This window comes from Rhodococcus sp. TAF43, from assembly GCF_052113525.1.
Taxonomy (GTDB): domain Bacteria; phylum Actinomycetota; class Actinomycetes; order Mycobacteriales; family Mycobacteriaceae; genus Prescottella.
The window spans coordinates 76,926-91,054 of sequence record NZ_JBFRDL010000012.1 but is presented as its reverse complement, the minus strand read 5'-3'; the positions used below and the strand labels follow the sequence as shown (position 1 = coordinate 91,054).

Annotated in this window: 11 protein-coding genes; 1 reads left to right on the top strand and 10 read right to left on the bottom strand. The window is 70.8% G+C overall.

Annotated elements, in window-relative coordinates; all coding sequences use genetic code 11:
* Nucleotides 1–3 precede the first annotated feature (3 nt).
* From AB4Z09_RS11000 to AB4Z09_RS10975, 6 genes are all read right to left on the bottom strand, one after another.
* Nucleotides 4–1,092 carry a hemolysin family protein gene (locus AB4Z09_RS11000; RefSeq protein ID WP_174910450.1) on the bottom strand — a complete coding sequence of 363 codons (1,089 nt, stop codon included), beginning with the start codon at nt 1,090–1,092 and terminating at the stop codon, nt 4–6.
* A complete protein-coding gene (locus AB4Z09_RS10995; RefSeq protein ID WP_114723529.1) occupies nt 1,085–2,455 on the bottom strand; it encodes a hemolysin family protein in 1,371 nt (456 codons plus the stop codon). The genes AB4Z09_RS11000 and AB4Z09_RS10995 overlap by 8 nt, the downstream gene beginning before the upstream one ends.
* 316 nt (nt 2,456–2,771) lie before the next feature.
* Nucleotides 2,772–4,208 (bottom strand): GuaB1 family IMP dehydrogenase-related protein, encoded by a 1,437-nt coding sequence (locus tag AB4Z09_RS10990; protein WP_174910449.1) that lies wholly within the window; start codon nt 4,206–4,208, stop codon nt 2,772–2,774.
* Between the two features lie 41 nt (nt 4,209–4,249).
* On the bottom strand, nt 4,250–5,308 hold the full coding sequence (locus AB4Z09_RS10985; protein ID WP_174910447.1) for a pirin family protein: 1,059 nt from the start codon (nt 5,306–5,308) through the stop codon (nt 4,250–4,252).
* A gap of 93 nt (nt 5,309–5,401) precedes the next feature.
* Nucleotides 5,402–6,265, bottom strand: coding sequence for a DMT family transporter (locus tag AB4Z09_RS10980; protein WP_441346772.1), 864 nt, complete (start codon nt 6,263–6,265; stop codon nt 5,402–5,404).
* Between the two features lie 5 nt (nt 6,266–6,270).
* Nucleotides 6,271–7,650 carry a DEAD/DEAH box helicase gene (locus AB4Z09_RS10975; protein WP_442239717.1) on the bottom strand — a complete coding sequence of 460 codons (1,380 nt, stop codon included), beginning with the start codon at nt 7,648–7,650 and terminating at the stop codon, nt 6,271–6,273.
* 163 nt (nt 7,651–7,813) lie between these two features.
* On the opposite strand from AB4Z09_RS10975, the gene AB4Z09_RS10970 reads away from it, so the two are divergent.
* Nucleotides 7,814–8,317 carry a nucleoside deaminase gene (locus tag AB4Z09_RS10970; RefSeq protein WP_254622510.1) on the top strand — a complete coding sequence of 168 codons (504 nt, stop codon included), beginning with the start codon at nt 7,814–7,816 and terminating at the stop codon, nt 8,315–8,317.
* 66 nt (nt 8,318–8,383) lie between these two features.
* On the opposite strand, the gene gndA is transcribed toward AB4Z09_RS10970, so the two are convergent.
* From gndA to AB4Z09_RS10950, 4 genes are all read right to left on the bottom strand, one after another.
* Entirely contained in the window at nt 8,384–9,844 is a 1,461-nt protein-coding gene (gene gndA / locus AB4Z09_RS10965; RefSeq protein ID WP_114723535.1) for an NADP-dependent phosphogluconate dehydrogenase, read from the bottom strand.
* A 153-nt stretch (nt 9,845–9,997) separates the two neighbouring features.
* Nucleotides 9,998–12,355: a DEAD/DEAH box helicase gene (locus tag AB4Z09_RS10960; protein WP_442239739.1), complete on the bottom strand. Its 2,358-nt coding sequence runs from the start codon at nt 12,353–12,355 to the stop codon at nt 9,998–10,000.
* A gap of 293 nt (nt 12,356–12,648) precedes the next feature.
* A complete protein-coding gene (locus AB4Z09_RS10955; RefSeq protein ID WP_174910441.1) occupies nt 12,649–13,614 on the bottom strand; it encodes a M56 family metallopeptidase in 966 nt (321 codons plus the stop codon).
* A gap of 29 nt (nt 13,615–13,643) precedes the next feature.
* Nucleotides 13,644–14,087 (bottom strand): BlaI/MecI/CopY family transcriptional regulator, encoded by a 444-nt coding sequence (locus tag AB4Z09_RS10950; RefSeq protein WP_114723537.1) that lies wholly within the window; start codon nt 14,085–14,087, stop codon nt 13,644–13,646.
* Nucleotides 14,088–14,129 lie beyond the last annotated feature (42 nt).

Sequence of the window (14,129 nt, the reverse complement as noted above, 5' to 3'; positions counted from 1 at the left end):
CTCTCAGACCGCCTTCTGACCGGGAATCACGTCGTCGATCCGGTGCGTGCCGTCGCGCACGGTGCCGACGAACTCCTCGACCAGATCCTCGAGCGCGACGATACCGATCACGCTGCCGGACGCGTCGACCACGGCCCCGAGGTGTGAGCTGGCGCGGCGCAGCCCGGCAAGAGCGTCGTCGAGCGGCAGGGTCACCGAGATGCGGGGCAGGCGTCGGATGTCGGAGCGCGGGATCACCGTCTCCGGTCCGACCGATTCGTCGGCGACCCGGTCGAGCACGTCCTTGAGGTGCAGGTAGCCGACCAGTGAGCCGTCGGCGTCCCGCACCGGGTACCGCGAGTAACCGGTCTCGATGACCGCCTCCTCGACGGAACCGAGGGTGGTGCCGTCGCTGGACAGCGGCACCGTGCGGACCTTGTCGGACGGGATCATGACGTCGGCGACCGTGCGGCCCTCCGTCTCGAGCGCCTGCGTCAGACGCCTGTGCTCCTCCTCGTCGATCAGGCCCTCCGTGTGGGATTCGCCGATCATCTCCGACAGTTCGATCGCGGAGACGGTGGCGTCGAGCTCGTCCTTGGGCTCGACGCGCAGCATCCTGAGGATGCCGTTGGCGCTGATGTTGTAAAAGCCGATCAGCGGGCGCACCAGTTTGATGAACCCGAGGTGGATCGGCACCAGCAGCATCGCTGTCTTCTCCGGTCCGGCGATCGCGATGTTCTTCGGGACCATCTCGCCGAGCAGGATGTGCAGGACCACGACCAGCGCCAACGCGATCGTGAACGCGATCGGGTGTAGCAGTCCGTCCGGGACACCGAGGGCGTCCATCGGGGCCTCGATCAGGTGCGCGATGGCCGGCTCGCCGACCTTACCGAGCAGGATCGAGCAGATCGTGATGCCCAGCTGCGCGCCCGCGAGCATCAGCGACAGGTTCTCGCCCGCCGAGATGACCGTGCGGGCCCGCTTCTTGCCCTGCGCGTGCAGGGCCTCGAGGCGGTCGCGGCGGGCGGTGATGAGTGCGAACTCGGCACCGACGAAGAACGCGTTGCCGGCGAGCAGGACGACGGTGAGCAGAACACCGAACAGGTCACCCACGGTCGTTCTCCTCTCGCGTCGCGCCGATGGCGGGGACCGGCGTGAGGAGCACCCGGTCGATCCGTCGGCCGTCCATCGTCAGTACCCGGGCGATCCAGCCGCGGCCGTCGGGGCCGATCGGATTGCCGTGCGAATCGGGCAGCGGTACCTCGTCGCCCTCGACCGGGATCCGGCCCAGACAGGTCAGCACCAGGCCGCCGAGGGTGTCGTACTCGCCCTCGGGGGCGGTGTACCCGGTGGCCCGGGTGATCTCGTCGGTGCGCAGCAGTCCCGAGCAGGACCAGCTGTGACCCACGCGCTGGACGTCGATCTCGGGCTCGTCGTGCTCGTCGCGGACGTCGCCGAGGATCTCCTCGATGAGGTCCTCCATGGTCACGATGCCGGCGGTGCCGCCGTACTCGTCGACGACGAGTGCGACCTGCATGCCGTCGGCCCGGATCTGTTCCATCACCGAGTCGCCGTCGAGCGAGGACGGGACGACGGGCACGGCCTGCGCGAGGCTGTCGAGTCGTGTCATGCCGCGGCGCGCCGCCGGGACGGTGAACGCGTGCTTGATGTGCACGACGCCCATGGTGTTGTCGAGATCGCCGTCCACGATCGGGAACCGGGAGAACCCGGTGCGCGAGGCGGCGTCGATGAGGTCGACGACGGTGGCGTCGGTGTCGAGGGACTCGATCTTCACACGCGGTGTCATCAGCTCCTCGGCGCTGAGCTCGCCGAACCGCAGCGAGCGGTTCACCAGCAGCGCGGTGCCGGCGTCCAGCGATCCGCGTTCGGCGGATGTGCGGACGAGAGATCCGAGTTCCTGCGGGGACCGTGCCGAGCGCAGTTCCTCGGCGGGTTCGATGCCGAGGCGTCGGACCACCCAGTTGGCGGTGCCGTTGAGGCCGTTGATCGCCCACTTGAAGATCAGCGAGAAGCCGGCCTGCAGGCCGGCGGTGGCGCGGGCGGTGGGCAGGGGCCTGGAGATGGCCAGGTTCTTCGGGACCAGCTCACCGAAGATCATCGAGAACGACGTCGCGATGATCAGGGCCAGCGCCAGCGAGATTCCGCTCGCCGTCGACGCGGACAGCCCGATCGCATCGAGGATCGGGGTGATGAACCGGGCCAGCACCGGTTCGGCGAGGTAACCGGTGATCAGTGTCGTGATCGTGATGCCGAGCTGGGCGCCGGACAGCTGGAACGACAGCGTGCGGTGCGCGTGCTGGACCTGTCGGGCGCGTCGGTCACCGTCGCGTGCGTGGGCGTCGACGGTGCTGCGCTCGAGCGCGGTGAGGGAGAATTCCGCCGCCACGAAGATGGCGGTGCCTGCGGTCAAGGCTACGAAGCCGACCAGGCTGAGGGCAGTCAGTGCGATGTTCACGTCAGCACCGCCCGCCGAGTAGTTCGGGGCCGCCGGGTTTGTCTCCCGGCTCGGTAGAGGACCCCTCCGAGGTTTCGGAGGAACCTTCGACACCGGCGGACTCGGCATTCGAGCCCGGGGAGGTTGCCACGGGGGGTGCGTCGGGGGGTGTGTGTATGGGTGCCTCGGGCACCGGAGTCCTCTCTGTCGGGCGGCGCATTACGTCACGAACAACGGATGCTGCGCCGATCATATTTCCGGAAATAGAGCTTCCACTGTACCGGTCGAGGCATGAATGGGATGAAACGGACATGCGTTCGCGCTGTGGGTGGGGGAGTCACCAGCCGGACGGGAGCGGACGCCCCTCCGCGAACCCGGCCGCCGACTGGACGCCGATGACGGCCTTGTCGTGCAGTTCGTCGAGGGTCCGGGCACCGGCGTACGTGCAGGTGCTGCGGACCCCGGCGCAGATGTGGTCCAGCAGGTCCTCGACGCCCGGTCGCGCCGGATCGAGGAGCATCCGGGAGGTGGAGATGCCCTCCTCGAACAGACCCTTGCGGGCACGGTCGAACGCGGTGTCGTCGACGGTGCGGGCCGCGACGGCCCGCTTGGACGCCATCCCGAAGCTCTCCTTGTACCGGTTGCCGTCCCGGTCGATCCGCAGCTCGCCGGGCGATTCGTACGTTCCCGCGAACCACGACCCGACCATGACGTTCGCCGCGCCCGCCGCCAGCGCGAGCGCGACGTCGCGCGGATGCCGCACGCCCCCRTCCGCCCACACGTGCGCACCCAGTTCGCGCGCGGCGGCCGCGCACTCGGCCACCGCGGAGAACTGGGGGCGGCCGACACCGGTCATCATCCGGGTGGTGCACATCGCGCCGGGGCCGACGCCGACCTTGACGATGTTCGCGCCGGCCTCGATGAGGTCCCGGGTGCCTCGGGCGGACACCACGTTGCCGGCGACGAGCGGGACCCCCAGGCCGAGCGCGGCGACCGAACGCAGCGCGTCGAGCATCCGCTGCTGGTGTCCGTGCGCGGTGTCGAGCACCAGCAGGTCGGCGCCCGCATCGGCGAGCGCCTTCGCCTTGGCCGCGACGTCTCCGTTGACGCCGACCGCGGCGGCGACGCGAAGTCGGCCGTGCTGGTCGATCGCGGGTGTGTAGATCCCGGCCCGGATGGCGCCGGTGCGGGTGAGGACGCCGGCGAGCATGCCGTCGGCGTCGACGATCACCGCGAGCGGATCGTGCCGCGACTCCAGCAGGGCGAACACCTCGCGGGGTGTCGCCGTCACCGGCGCGGTCGCGAAGTCGCGCACCGCGACGGCGCCGACACGTGTGAAGCGGTCCACGTCCGCGCAGGACGATTCGGTGAGCACCCCGACCGGCTTGCCGCCGTCGACGACGACGGCGGCCCGGTGCGCGCGCTTGTGCAGCAGCGTCAGCGCATCCGAGACGGCGTCCTCGGGATCGAGGGTGATCGGCGTGTCCGCCACCAGATGCCGGTTCTTGACGAAATCGACGGTCTCGGCGACCGCGGACGACGGCACGTCCTGCGGGATGACCACGAGCCCACCGCGCCGGGCGACGGTCTCGGCCATCCGCCGTCCCGCGACCGCGGTCATGTTGGCGACGACGATCGGGATCGTGGTCCCGGACCCGTCCGACGTCGCGAGGCTCACGTCGAAGCGCGACGCGACGTCGGTCCGGTTCGGGACGAGGAACACGTCGTCGTAGGTGAGGTCGTACGGCGGGCGGTGCCCTTCGAGGAACTCCACAGTGGCCGAGCGTACTGCCCGCACCGGCCCCGTGCCCGGTATCAGGCGAGCGTCGGGTCCGTGTCGTCTGCCGGTGCCGACTCGGGGCGTTCGAGTCGTCCGTCGCCGTAGCGGGCGAAGCGGCCCGTCTCGCGGCTGTAGACGGGGGCCTCCGACGGCCACGGCCAGCCGCCGAACCTGGTGGTCCGGTAGTCGTTGTACGCCTGCATGATCTCGCGCTCGGAGTTCATGACGAACGGGCCCTGCGCGGCGACCGGCTCGCCGATCGGCACGCCCTGCAGCATCAACACCGTCGACCGGGTGTCCGCGCGCACGGACAGGCTGTCGCCGTCGTCGGGCGCGTAGCCCCACCCGGATTCGACGGCGGTGCCGTCGATGTCGACGCGGGCCCCGTCGCCGTGGACGTAGAGGACCCGCCGGGCGTCGGCGGAGGCCGCGGAGGGGAGTTCGATCGCCGCGCCCGGTTCGAGGTCCACCAGCCAGATGGCCACGTCGGCGCTGTCCTCGGCCGCCCAGGAGTGGGCGGGCGGTGCCAGCGCGTCCCGGTCCCCGAAGCGGCCGGCGATCACCCGCACGTGCGCGGTGCCGGTCTCGCCCACGACCTCGACGGCGGGGATGTCCTCGTTCCAGAGCATCTTGAACTCCGGCGGCGCGGACTTGTTGCGGGCCGGCAGGTTCAGCCAGATCTGGTACAGCTCGAAGTCGTTGTCGCGGTCGGTGTTCAGGAGGGGGAACATCTCCGAGTGGCTGACCCCGCCTCCCGCGGTGACCCACTGCACGTCGCCGCCGCCGTAGCGGGCGCCGGCGCCGGTGGAGTCGGCGTGATCGACGAAGCCGCGCCGGACGATCGTGATGGTCTCGAACCCGCGGTGCGGGTGTGCGGGGAAACCGGGCACCGTCGTGCCGTGGTACATGTTCCAGCCGGACGGATTGCCGAAGTCCTGGCCGAGCGGGCGGTCGGAGACGTCGACGGCGGGCGTCATGTCCGCGGTGCCCTCCGGATAGTGGTCGACGTGGTGGACCGCGAACAGGAACGGATCGAGTGCCTGCCACGGGCCGCCGAGGCGGAAGATCTGTCCCGAGCGGGTGGTCGAACCCATGCTTCCTCCTGATGTGGATCGGGCGAACCCGATAGTTGAAGATTGGATTTCATTCTCGGGGGTGCAACGCGGACCGGCCGCCGGGCATTCCCGTCAGTCCGCGACCGGCTCGGGCGCCCGCTGCAGTGCGGCCTGATCGCGGGAGAGCGCGATCGTCGTCCCCACCATGACGGCGGCGGCGACCACGATGACCGCGATCCCGACGCCGGAGACGCGCAGGCGCTCGTCGAGCACCGTCATCCCGAGGAACACCGCGATCACCGGCTCGCCGATCGTCATCGCCGGCAGCGACGCCGACAGCGGGCCCACCTGGAAGGCGCGCTGCTGCAGATACACGCCGACGATCCCGGCCGCGAGCAGCGCGTACGTCTGCCACGCGCCGATCACCTCGACGAACCCGCGCTCGAACAGATCGGTCACATACTTGGTGAACGCCACCGCCACCCCGTACAGCGCGCCGCTCGCGGCGCCGAGCAGCAGCGCCCGCCGACCTGGGGCGACCCGCGGGGACAGGCCGACCAGCGTCGCGACCGCGATGGCGGCCACCACCGCGGTGAGCGGGACGGCCCACTGCGCCCACGGGGCGTCGACGCCGCCCGCGGTGGGATTGCCGACGACGAGGAACACCGCCAGCGCGGCGCTGAGCGCGACCGCCAGCCCCCACGAACTGCGCGGGAACCGGGTCCCCGAGAACCGCGCCGACAGCGGCAACGCGAACAGCAATGCCGTCACCAGTAGTGGCTGCACCACCAGCACCGAACCCAGCGCCAACGCCACCACCTGCATCAGGTAGCCGCCGCCGTCGCCGAGCAGGCCCGCCCACCAGCGGGGACTGCGCATCAGCGACGCGATGAGGGACTGCTCCTCCGGCACCTGCGATGCCGCGCTCTGCTGCGCCACCGACGCGCACGCGAACAGGAACGCGGCGACCAGTGCGCACAGGACGGAGGCGAGCATGGCGCTCAGGCACCCCCGCGGCGTCGACGGCTGCGCGGCGCCGCACCGGGCCGGGCCCGACGCTGGTCGCCGCGGCCGGGCTTCTGCGCCCCGTCGCGGTCCTTCTGCCCGGCGGCGCCGCGGGGCGGTAGCGCGGTGCCGCGCAGCGACACCCGGGTCGGCCGCTCGTCGGCCGTCCGCTGGGGCGCCACCGGATCCGGGATGGGCACGCCGCTGGGACGGCGTGCACCGGTGATCGCGGCCAGCCGCGGGTCGTTCGGTCCGACCGCGATCGGTTCCGCCTCGACGCCGGCCGCACGCATAACCTTCGCCGCCGGGGCACGCTCGTCCTCGGTCACCAGCGTGACCACCGCGCCGGCCTCGCCGGCCCGCGCCGTGCGGCCCGCGCGGTGCAGGTAGGCCTTGGATTCGGTCGGCGGATCGACGTGCACGACGAGGGAGACGTCGTCGACGTGGATGCCGCGCGCGGCGACGTCGGTGGCGACCAGCACCGGTCGGGTGCCGTCGGCGAATTCCGCCAGCGTCCGCGTCCGGTAGCCCTGGGGCTTGTCGCCGTGCAGCGCGCCCGCGTCGATGCCGACGGCTCGCAGCTGCTCGTGCAACCGGTCCACCCCGTGCTTGGTCCGCACGAACAGCAGCGTGCGTCCCGCCCGGGAAGCGATCCGCGCGACGACCTCCGCCTTGTCCGACCGCTCGACGTACAGCACGTGGTGCGTCATCGTCTCGACGGACGCCTCCGGCGGCGCGGTCGCGTGCAGCACCGGATCGGTGAGATACCGCCGGACCAGGGCGTCGACCTCGCCGTCCAGCGTCGCGGAGAACAGCAGCCGCTGCGCCTGCGTGGGCGTCCGGTCGAGCACCTCCGTCACCTGGGGGAGGAACCCGAGTTCGGCCATGTGATCGGCCTCGTCGACGGCGGTGACCACGACGTCGTCGAGCGTGATCGTCCCCGACGCGAGGTGATCGGCGATCCGGCCGGGCGTGCCGACGACGACGTCCGCGACGCGCGAGAGCCGCACCGCCTGCCCCTTGAACGGCACCCCGCCGACGAGCAGCGCGATCCGTAGGCCCAGCGCGAGCGCCGACTCGTCGAGCGCCTTGTCGATCTGGGCGGCCAGCTCACGGGTGGGGACCAACACGACGGCGCGCGGGCGACCCGGTCGGCTCGCCTTTCCGATCAGCCGCACCAGCATCGGCAACCCGAACGCGAGCGTCTTCCCGGACCCGGTCGGCGCCCGGCCGAGCACGTCCCGTCCGGCGAGGATGTCCGGGATCGTCGCCGCCTGGATGGGGAACGGGGTCTTCACCCCGTCCCGGCCCAATGCGTGCACGAGCGTGGGCGGAAGCCCCAACTGTGCGAAGGTGACGTCGGAGCGGTCGGACATCGGGATGGGGTGCCTCCGTAAGGGCCGGTGAGAAACCGGGCCGCAGACCCGGGCACAGACGCAGCTCGCGTGTGAAGTCACAGGTTACCGCGTACGGCGGATGACAGAATTCAGCTTTTCCCGTGGACGATCCTCTCGCGCCACGGTCCACGAGGAGGTAGACGTGTCCGAATCCCGCAGTTCCAGGCCGTCGGTGTCCGACGCCGAGTTCCGGCACCTGCAGCGGTGCGTCGATCTCGCCGCCGAGGCCCTGCTGGCCGGCGACGAGCCGTTCGGATCGGTGCTCGCCACCGCCGACGGCACCGCGGTGGCCGAGGACCGCAATCGGATCGCCGGCGGCGACCGGACACGGCATCCGGAGTTCGAACTCGCCCGCTGGGCCGCCGAGAACCTGACCATCGACGAGCGCGCCGGCGCGACGGTCTACACCTCGGGCGAACACTGCCCGATGTGCGCGGCCGCSCACGCCTGGGTGGGTCTGGGCCGGATCGTCTACGTCGCCTCCACCGAACAGTTGGTGGGCTGGTTGACCGAGATGGGGGTGGCGCCGGCCCCGGTGAGCCCGCTGCCGATCCAGGCCGTCGCCCCCGGTGTCACCGTGGTCGGACCGATCCCGGAACTCGTCGAGGACGTGCACGTGCTGCACCGGCAAATCCACGGCGCCTGACCGCGGACGTGCGACGGGGGCGGACGCTGGTCGCGTCCGCCCCCGTCATCTGTCCGCCGACGAGGTTCAGGCCTCGATCTCGGAGCGGTCACCGCTCCAGAGGGTGTGGAACTTGCCCGGCTTGTCGATGCGCTCGTAGGTGTGCGCACCGAAGAAGTCGCGCTGGCCCTGCGTCAGGGCCGCCGGCAGGCGCTCGGCGCGCAGGCCGTCGTAGTACGACAGCGACGACGCGAACGCCGGCACCGGGATGCCGAGGGTGGTCGCGGTGACGACCACGCGACGCCAGCTGTCGATCGCGTTCTCGATCGCCTCGCGGAAGTACGGCTCGACAATCAGCGACGTGAGGTTCGGGTTGCTGTCGTATGCATCCTTGATGCGGTTCAGGAAGCGGGCCCGGATGATGCAGCCGCCGCGCCAGATGGTCGCCAGGTCACCCGGGGTGAGGTTCCAGTCGTACTCCTCGCTGCCCGCGCGGATCTGATCGAAGCCCTGCGCGTACGCGACGATCTTCGATGCGTACAGCGCGCGGCGGATATCCTCGGTGAACTGTTCGACATCGGTCGGCTTGGCACCCAGGTCGCCCGACGCCAGCCCCTGCGCTGCCTTGCGCTGGTCACGCGAACCGGACAGCGCGCGGGCGAACACGGCCTCGGCGATGCCGGTGACCGGCACACCGAGATCGAGCGCGGACTTGACCGTCCAGCGGCCGGTGCCCTTCTGCTCGGCGGCGTCGACGATGACGTCGACCAGTGCCCTGCCGGTCTCGGCGTCCTTCTGCCTGAGCACCTCCGCGGTGATCTCCACGAGGTAGCTCTCGAGCTCGCCCGCGTTCCACTCGGTGAACACGTCGGCGATCTTGTCGGCGTCGAAGCCGAGGGCGTCACGGAACAGGTTGTAGGCCTCGCCGATCAGCTGCATGTCGGCGTACTCGATACCGTTGTGCACCATCTTCACGAAGTGACCCGAGCCGTCGGGGCCGATGTGCGTGCAGCACGGGGTGCCGTCGACGTGCGCCGAGATCGACTCGAGCAGCGGGCCGAGCGCCGCGTACGACTCCTTGGGACCGCCGGGCATGATCGACGGGCCGTTGAGGGCACCCTCCTCGCCGCCGGAGATGCCCGCGCCGACGAAGTGCAGACCGCGCTCGCGCAGCGCCGCCTCACGACGGATCGTGTCGGTGTACAGCGCGTTGCCGCCGTCGATGATGATGTCACCGGGCTCCATCGCGTTCGCGAGTTCCTCGATGACCGCATCGGTCGCGTCGCCGGCCTTGACCATGATCAGCACGCGTCGCGGCTTCTGCAGCGCGCCGACGAACTCCTCGATGGTCTCGGTGCGGACGAAATCACCGTCGCTACCGTGCTCGGCGATCAGCGCATCGGTCTTGGCGACACTGCGGTTGTGCAGCGCCACGGTGTGGCCGTGGCGGGCAAAGTTGCGGGCGATGTTGGATCCCATAACGGCGAGCCCGGTAACGCCGATCTGGGCGCGGGCAGCCTCGGTGCTGGCAGAGGTCTCGGTGGTCATGGTTACAGCTTCCCTCGTCACCCCCGGGAAACGCGAACCGGCCCCGCTGTTCGAGATATGGCACCCGTCACGCACATCGGCCCCGGCTGCCCGTCAACGGGCGGCCGGGGCCGATGCTCAGGTCTACCGATCGATCACCGACCGGTCCGCGTGTTACTGGTTGCGGCCGCGGCTCGGGCCGTCGAAACCGTCGTAGCTGCGGCGGTCGGTGCGGCTACGGAAGCCGCTCGAACGCTGCTCGGACGGCGCACCGCTGCTGCGGCGGTCTCCGAACGACCGGTTGTCGCGGTCGCCGAAGTCCCGGCGCGGGCCGCGATCGTCCCGGTTACCCCGGAAGCCGCCACCGTCGCCGTCGCGGCGCGGGCCACGGTTGTCCCGATCGCCGAAGTCCCGGCGCGGGCCACGATCGTCGCGGTTACCGAACGAACGGTTGTCGCCGTCCCGACGGGGACCGCGATCGCCGAAGCTGCGCTCGTTCCGGTCGTTGCGGTCGTTGCGGAAGCCGCCGCCCCGCGAGTCGTTGCCGCGGAAGCCGCCACCGTCCCGGTTGCCCCGGAAGCCGCCACCGCCACCGTCGCCGTCGCGGCGCGGTGCACGGTTGTCGCGGTCACCGAAGTCGCGGCGCGGGCCGCGGTCGTCGCGGTTGCCGAAGGAGCGGTTGTCGCGGTTACCGAAGTCGCGGCGCGGGCCGCGGTCGTCGCGGTTGCCGAAGGAGCGGTCGTCGCGGTTGCCGAAGGAGCGGTTGTCGCGGTCACCGAAGTCGCGGCGCGGACGGTCACCCTGGGGGCGATCGTCCCGGTTGCCCCGGAAGCCGCCGTCACGGTTGCTCGAGTTGCCGCGGAAGCCGCCACCCTCGCCGTCGCGGCGCGGGCCACGGTTGTCCCGATCGCCGAAGTCGCGGCGCGGGCCACGATCGTCACGGTTACCGAAGGAGCGGTTGTCGCGGTCACCGAAGCTGCGGTCACCCTGCGGGCGATCGCCGTAGCTGCGCTGGCCGCTCGGACGATCGTCACGCGAACCGAAGTCCCGGCGCGGGCCACGGTCCCCGAAGTCGCGGCGCGGGCCACGATCGTCACGGTTGCCGCCGCGGAAGCCGCCCTCGCGGCGCGGACCACGGTCGCCGAACGACCGCTCACGGCGATCGCCGCGGCCGTCACGCTCGCTGCGGAAGTGGCTCTCGCGCACCGGTTCTCCACTGGGAGTGCGGGCGCCGGTGATGGTCGCGAGCTCCTCAGAGCCCGGTGCCACGGGCACCGCGGTGGCGTTGACGCCGGCCATGCCCGTCAGACGACGGAACTGGCGACGTTGGTTCGGCAGCACGATCGCGGCGACCACACCGGCCTCGCCGGCGCGCGCGGTGCGACCCGCGCGGTGCAGGTAGTCCTTGTGATCGGCCGGGGGATCGACGTGCACGACGAGGTCGATGCCGTCGACGTGGATGCCGCGGGCCGCGACGTCGGTCGCGACGAGCACCGGGGTGCGGCCGTTCTTGAAGCGCTCGAGCACGCGGGTGCGCTGGTTCTGCGCCTTGCCGCCGTGCAGGGACTCCGCCGCCACACCCTGCTCACGCAGACGTTCGGTGATGCCCTCGGCGCCGAGCTTGGTGCGCGCGAACATGATCGTGCGGCCGCCCTCACGCGACGCGATCTCCGCGAGGACAGCGTCCTTCTGGCCACGATCGACCAGCAGCACGTAGTGGTCCATCGTGGTGACCGAGGCGCGGCCGTCCTGCGTGGAGTGCAGCTCGTGCTCGGGCAGGAACTCGCGGACGAGGGTCTTGACGTCGTTGTCGAGCGTCGCCGAGAACAGCAGCCGCTGGCTCTCGTCGGGGGTGTCGCCGAGCAGCGTGCGGACCTCGGGCAGGAAGCCCATGTCCGCCATCTGATCCGCCTCGTCGAGCGCGGTCATCTCGACGGAGTCGAGGATGCAGGTGTTCTGCCGCAGGTGATCGCCGAGACGACCGGGGGTGGCGACCAGGATGTCGACACCGCGGCGCAGCTGATCGACCTGCTTGGTGAACGGCGTGCCACCGACAGCGGCCTTGACGTTCAGGCCGATCGAGCCCGCGTACGGGGTCAGCGATTCGACGACCTGGAAGGCCAGTTCGCGGGTGGGCACCAGGACGAGGGCGCGCGGACGCTTGGGGGCCGGGCGCTCGTCGTGGCGGGCGAGGCGGGCGAGCATCGGGAGGCCGAAAGCGAGGGTCTTGCCCGAACCGGTCTGGGCGCGGCCGAGGATGTTCTTGCCGGCGATGGCATCCGGGATCGCCATGGCCTGGATCGGGGACGGGCTGGTGATCGAGTTCCGGGCCAGCGCGGCGACCACGGGCTCGGGGAGCCCGATCTCGGCGAACGTCAGGCCGGTCGCCTCGTCGGTTTCGACGGTGCCGTCGGCCTCGGCGGTCCCGTCGGCCTCGGCGGACTCGGTCTCGGAAACCTCAGGAGCTTCGGTGGTCTCGACGGCGTCGGCCGTCACCTCGGTGGTCACGGTGTCGACCGTGGTCTCGGGAATCTCGACTGCTGGCTCGTTCTCGTTTCGAGCAGCGGAATCTTGGGCAGCATTAGTCACGCGGAATTACCTCTCCGGACGTCGGGCACGTCGCGGAGCGGGCTGTCACGCAGCCGCACGAAGAGACGAGCCAGGGCACAATTCACCTGGCCATCCGAGCGCCTTGCGCGGGTGAGATGGGGCTGTGTGCCTACATTGATTGATCGGACCGCGATGGCGGTCGCAAACGAGTGTACGCGATCTCGATCGGTGTCGAGGATCCGGCACGGCGCTGTGACCAGCGTTACTGCGCGCAATCAGTGATGGGACACCGAGAACAGGCGGCTCAACTCGACCAGCCACGGCACGGCCACGGCGATCGTGGGGATCACCAGGATCGCGGCCGCACCGATGTATGCGGCGACGGCGATGCGGACGTCTCCGGTCGGGTCGGTGAGGCGCTGCACACGCACCAGCGTGCTCGGACCGCCGACGGCCATCGCCCCGCGCGGTGCCGTGGAGCCCGCGCAGGTGACGAGCGCGCGGGCCAGTGGTGCCGGGCCGGTCACCTTCACCGCGGAATCGTCGGCGAGCAACTCGACGAGCAGCTGCACCGATCCGAGTGCCGACTTGGAGCGCGCGACCCGCGGGAAAGCTTGGTGCACAGCGGTGAAGGCCTCGAGCACGAGGTCGTGCCGGGCCCGCAGATGCGAACGCTCATGGGTGAGGATCGCGGTGATCTCGGCCTCGTTCAACGAGTTCAGCGTGCCCTCGCTGAGGACCACCCGCTGCCGGAGCCCGGGCAGGCAGTACGCGATCGGTTCCGCGGCGTCGAGCACGCGAACGTCCGAGATGCGGCCCAACGCGGACGATATGTCGACGTCGCCGCGATCGAGGAGATCGACGAGCATCCGGTGGCGGGCGCGGCGTCGCCGGGTGTGGATCGCCACCCGCACGATCGAGAAGATCAGCCGTGCACCGATCAACAGAGTCAGTCCGAACACGACCACGTAGAGGATCCACAGCGGAAGCCCCAGCGCGTCGATCTCGGCGGTCGGTTCCGTGGTGGGTCGGCCGTCCGGGCCCGGTACGAGCAGCCGGCTCGCGATGGCGAGCCCGGAACTGAATGCCGACAGCACGGCGGCCAGCGCGACGGCCTGCCACAGCACCAGGGCCGCCCGCGGGGAACGGAACGTCCACCGTGCGCGGCTGAGCAGGGCTGGCACGGGTCCCGTGAGAGCGAGCGCGAGCACCCCGAATGCCAACGCCGTGGGGGCGTTCATCGTTTACATGTCATGGCAGGTGAGGGGTCTCAACTCGCGCGGCCGGTGCCCGGGCGGAGACCGGTCGGGCGGACCGGATCGCCGGTCTGCACGGCCTTGTCCGACTCCGACGCCTCGAGCGCGGCGAGAGCCTCACGCAGCGCGGCGGCCTCGTCGGCGCCCACCTGTCCCACGAAATGCACCAGTGCGGCGGCGCGCTCACCGGACGCGTCGGCCTGCTGCAGGGCATCGACCATGAGGCTGGCGACCAACTCGTCGCGTCCGTGCACCGGCAGGTACCGGTGGGCGCGGTCGTCGCGCTGCTGGATGACGAGGTGCTTCTTCGCCAGACGCTGCAGCACGGTCATCACCGTGGTGTACGCCAGCTCTCGTCGTGCGGCGAGTGCCTCGTGCACCTGCCGCACCGTCTGAGGTTCCGACATGGACCACAGGTGGTCCATCACCGCGCGTTCGAGCTCGCCGAGTCCAGCCATGCTGCGATTCTACGGACCGCCCGCTCCGAATGCTTACTACTG

What these genes read in the sequence shown, in the direction of transcription:
- AB4Z09_RS10955 (WP_174910441.1), bottom strand. Translation starts at nt 13,614, where the DNA reads ATGAACGCCCCCACGGCGTTGGCATTCGGGGTGCTCGCGCTCGCTCTC.
- AB4Z09_RS10985 (WP_174910447.1), bottom strand. Translation starts at nt 5,308, where the DNA reads ATGGGTTCGACCACCCGCTCGGGACAGATCTTCCGCCTCGGCGGCCCG.
- gndA (WP_114723535.1), bottom strand. Translation starts at nt 9,844, where the DNA reads ATGACCACCGAGACCTCTGCCAGCACCGAGGCTGCCCGCGCCCAGATC.
- AB4Z09_RS10980 (WP_441346772.1), bottom strand. Translation starts at nt 6,265, where the DNA reads ATGCTCGCCTCCGTCCTGTGCGCACTGGTCGCCGCGTTCCTGTTCGCG.
- AB4Z09_RS10975 (WP_442239717.1), bottom strand. Translation starts at nt 7,650, where the DNA reads ATGTCCGACCGCTCCGACGTCACCTTCGCACAGTTGGGGCTTCCGCCC.
- AB4Z09_RS10950 (WP_114723537.1), bottom strand. Translation starts at nt 14,087, where the DNA reads ATGGCTGGACTCGGCGAGCTCGAACGCGCGGTGATGGACCACCTGTGG.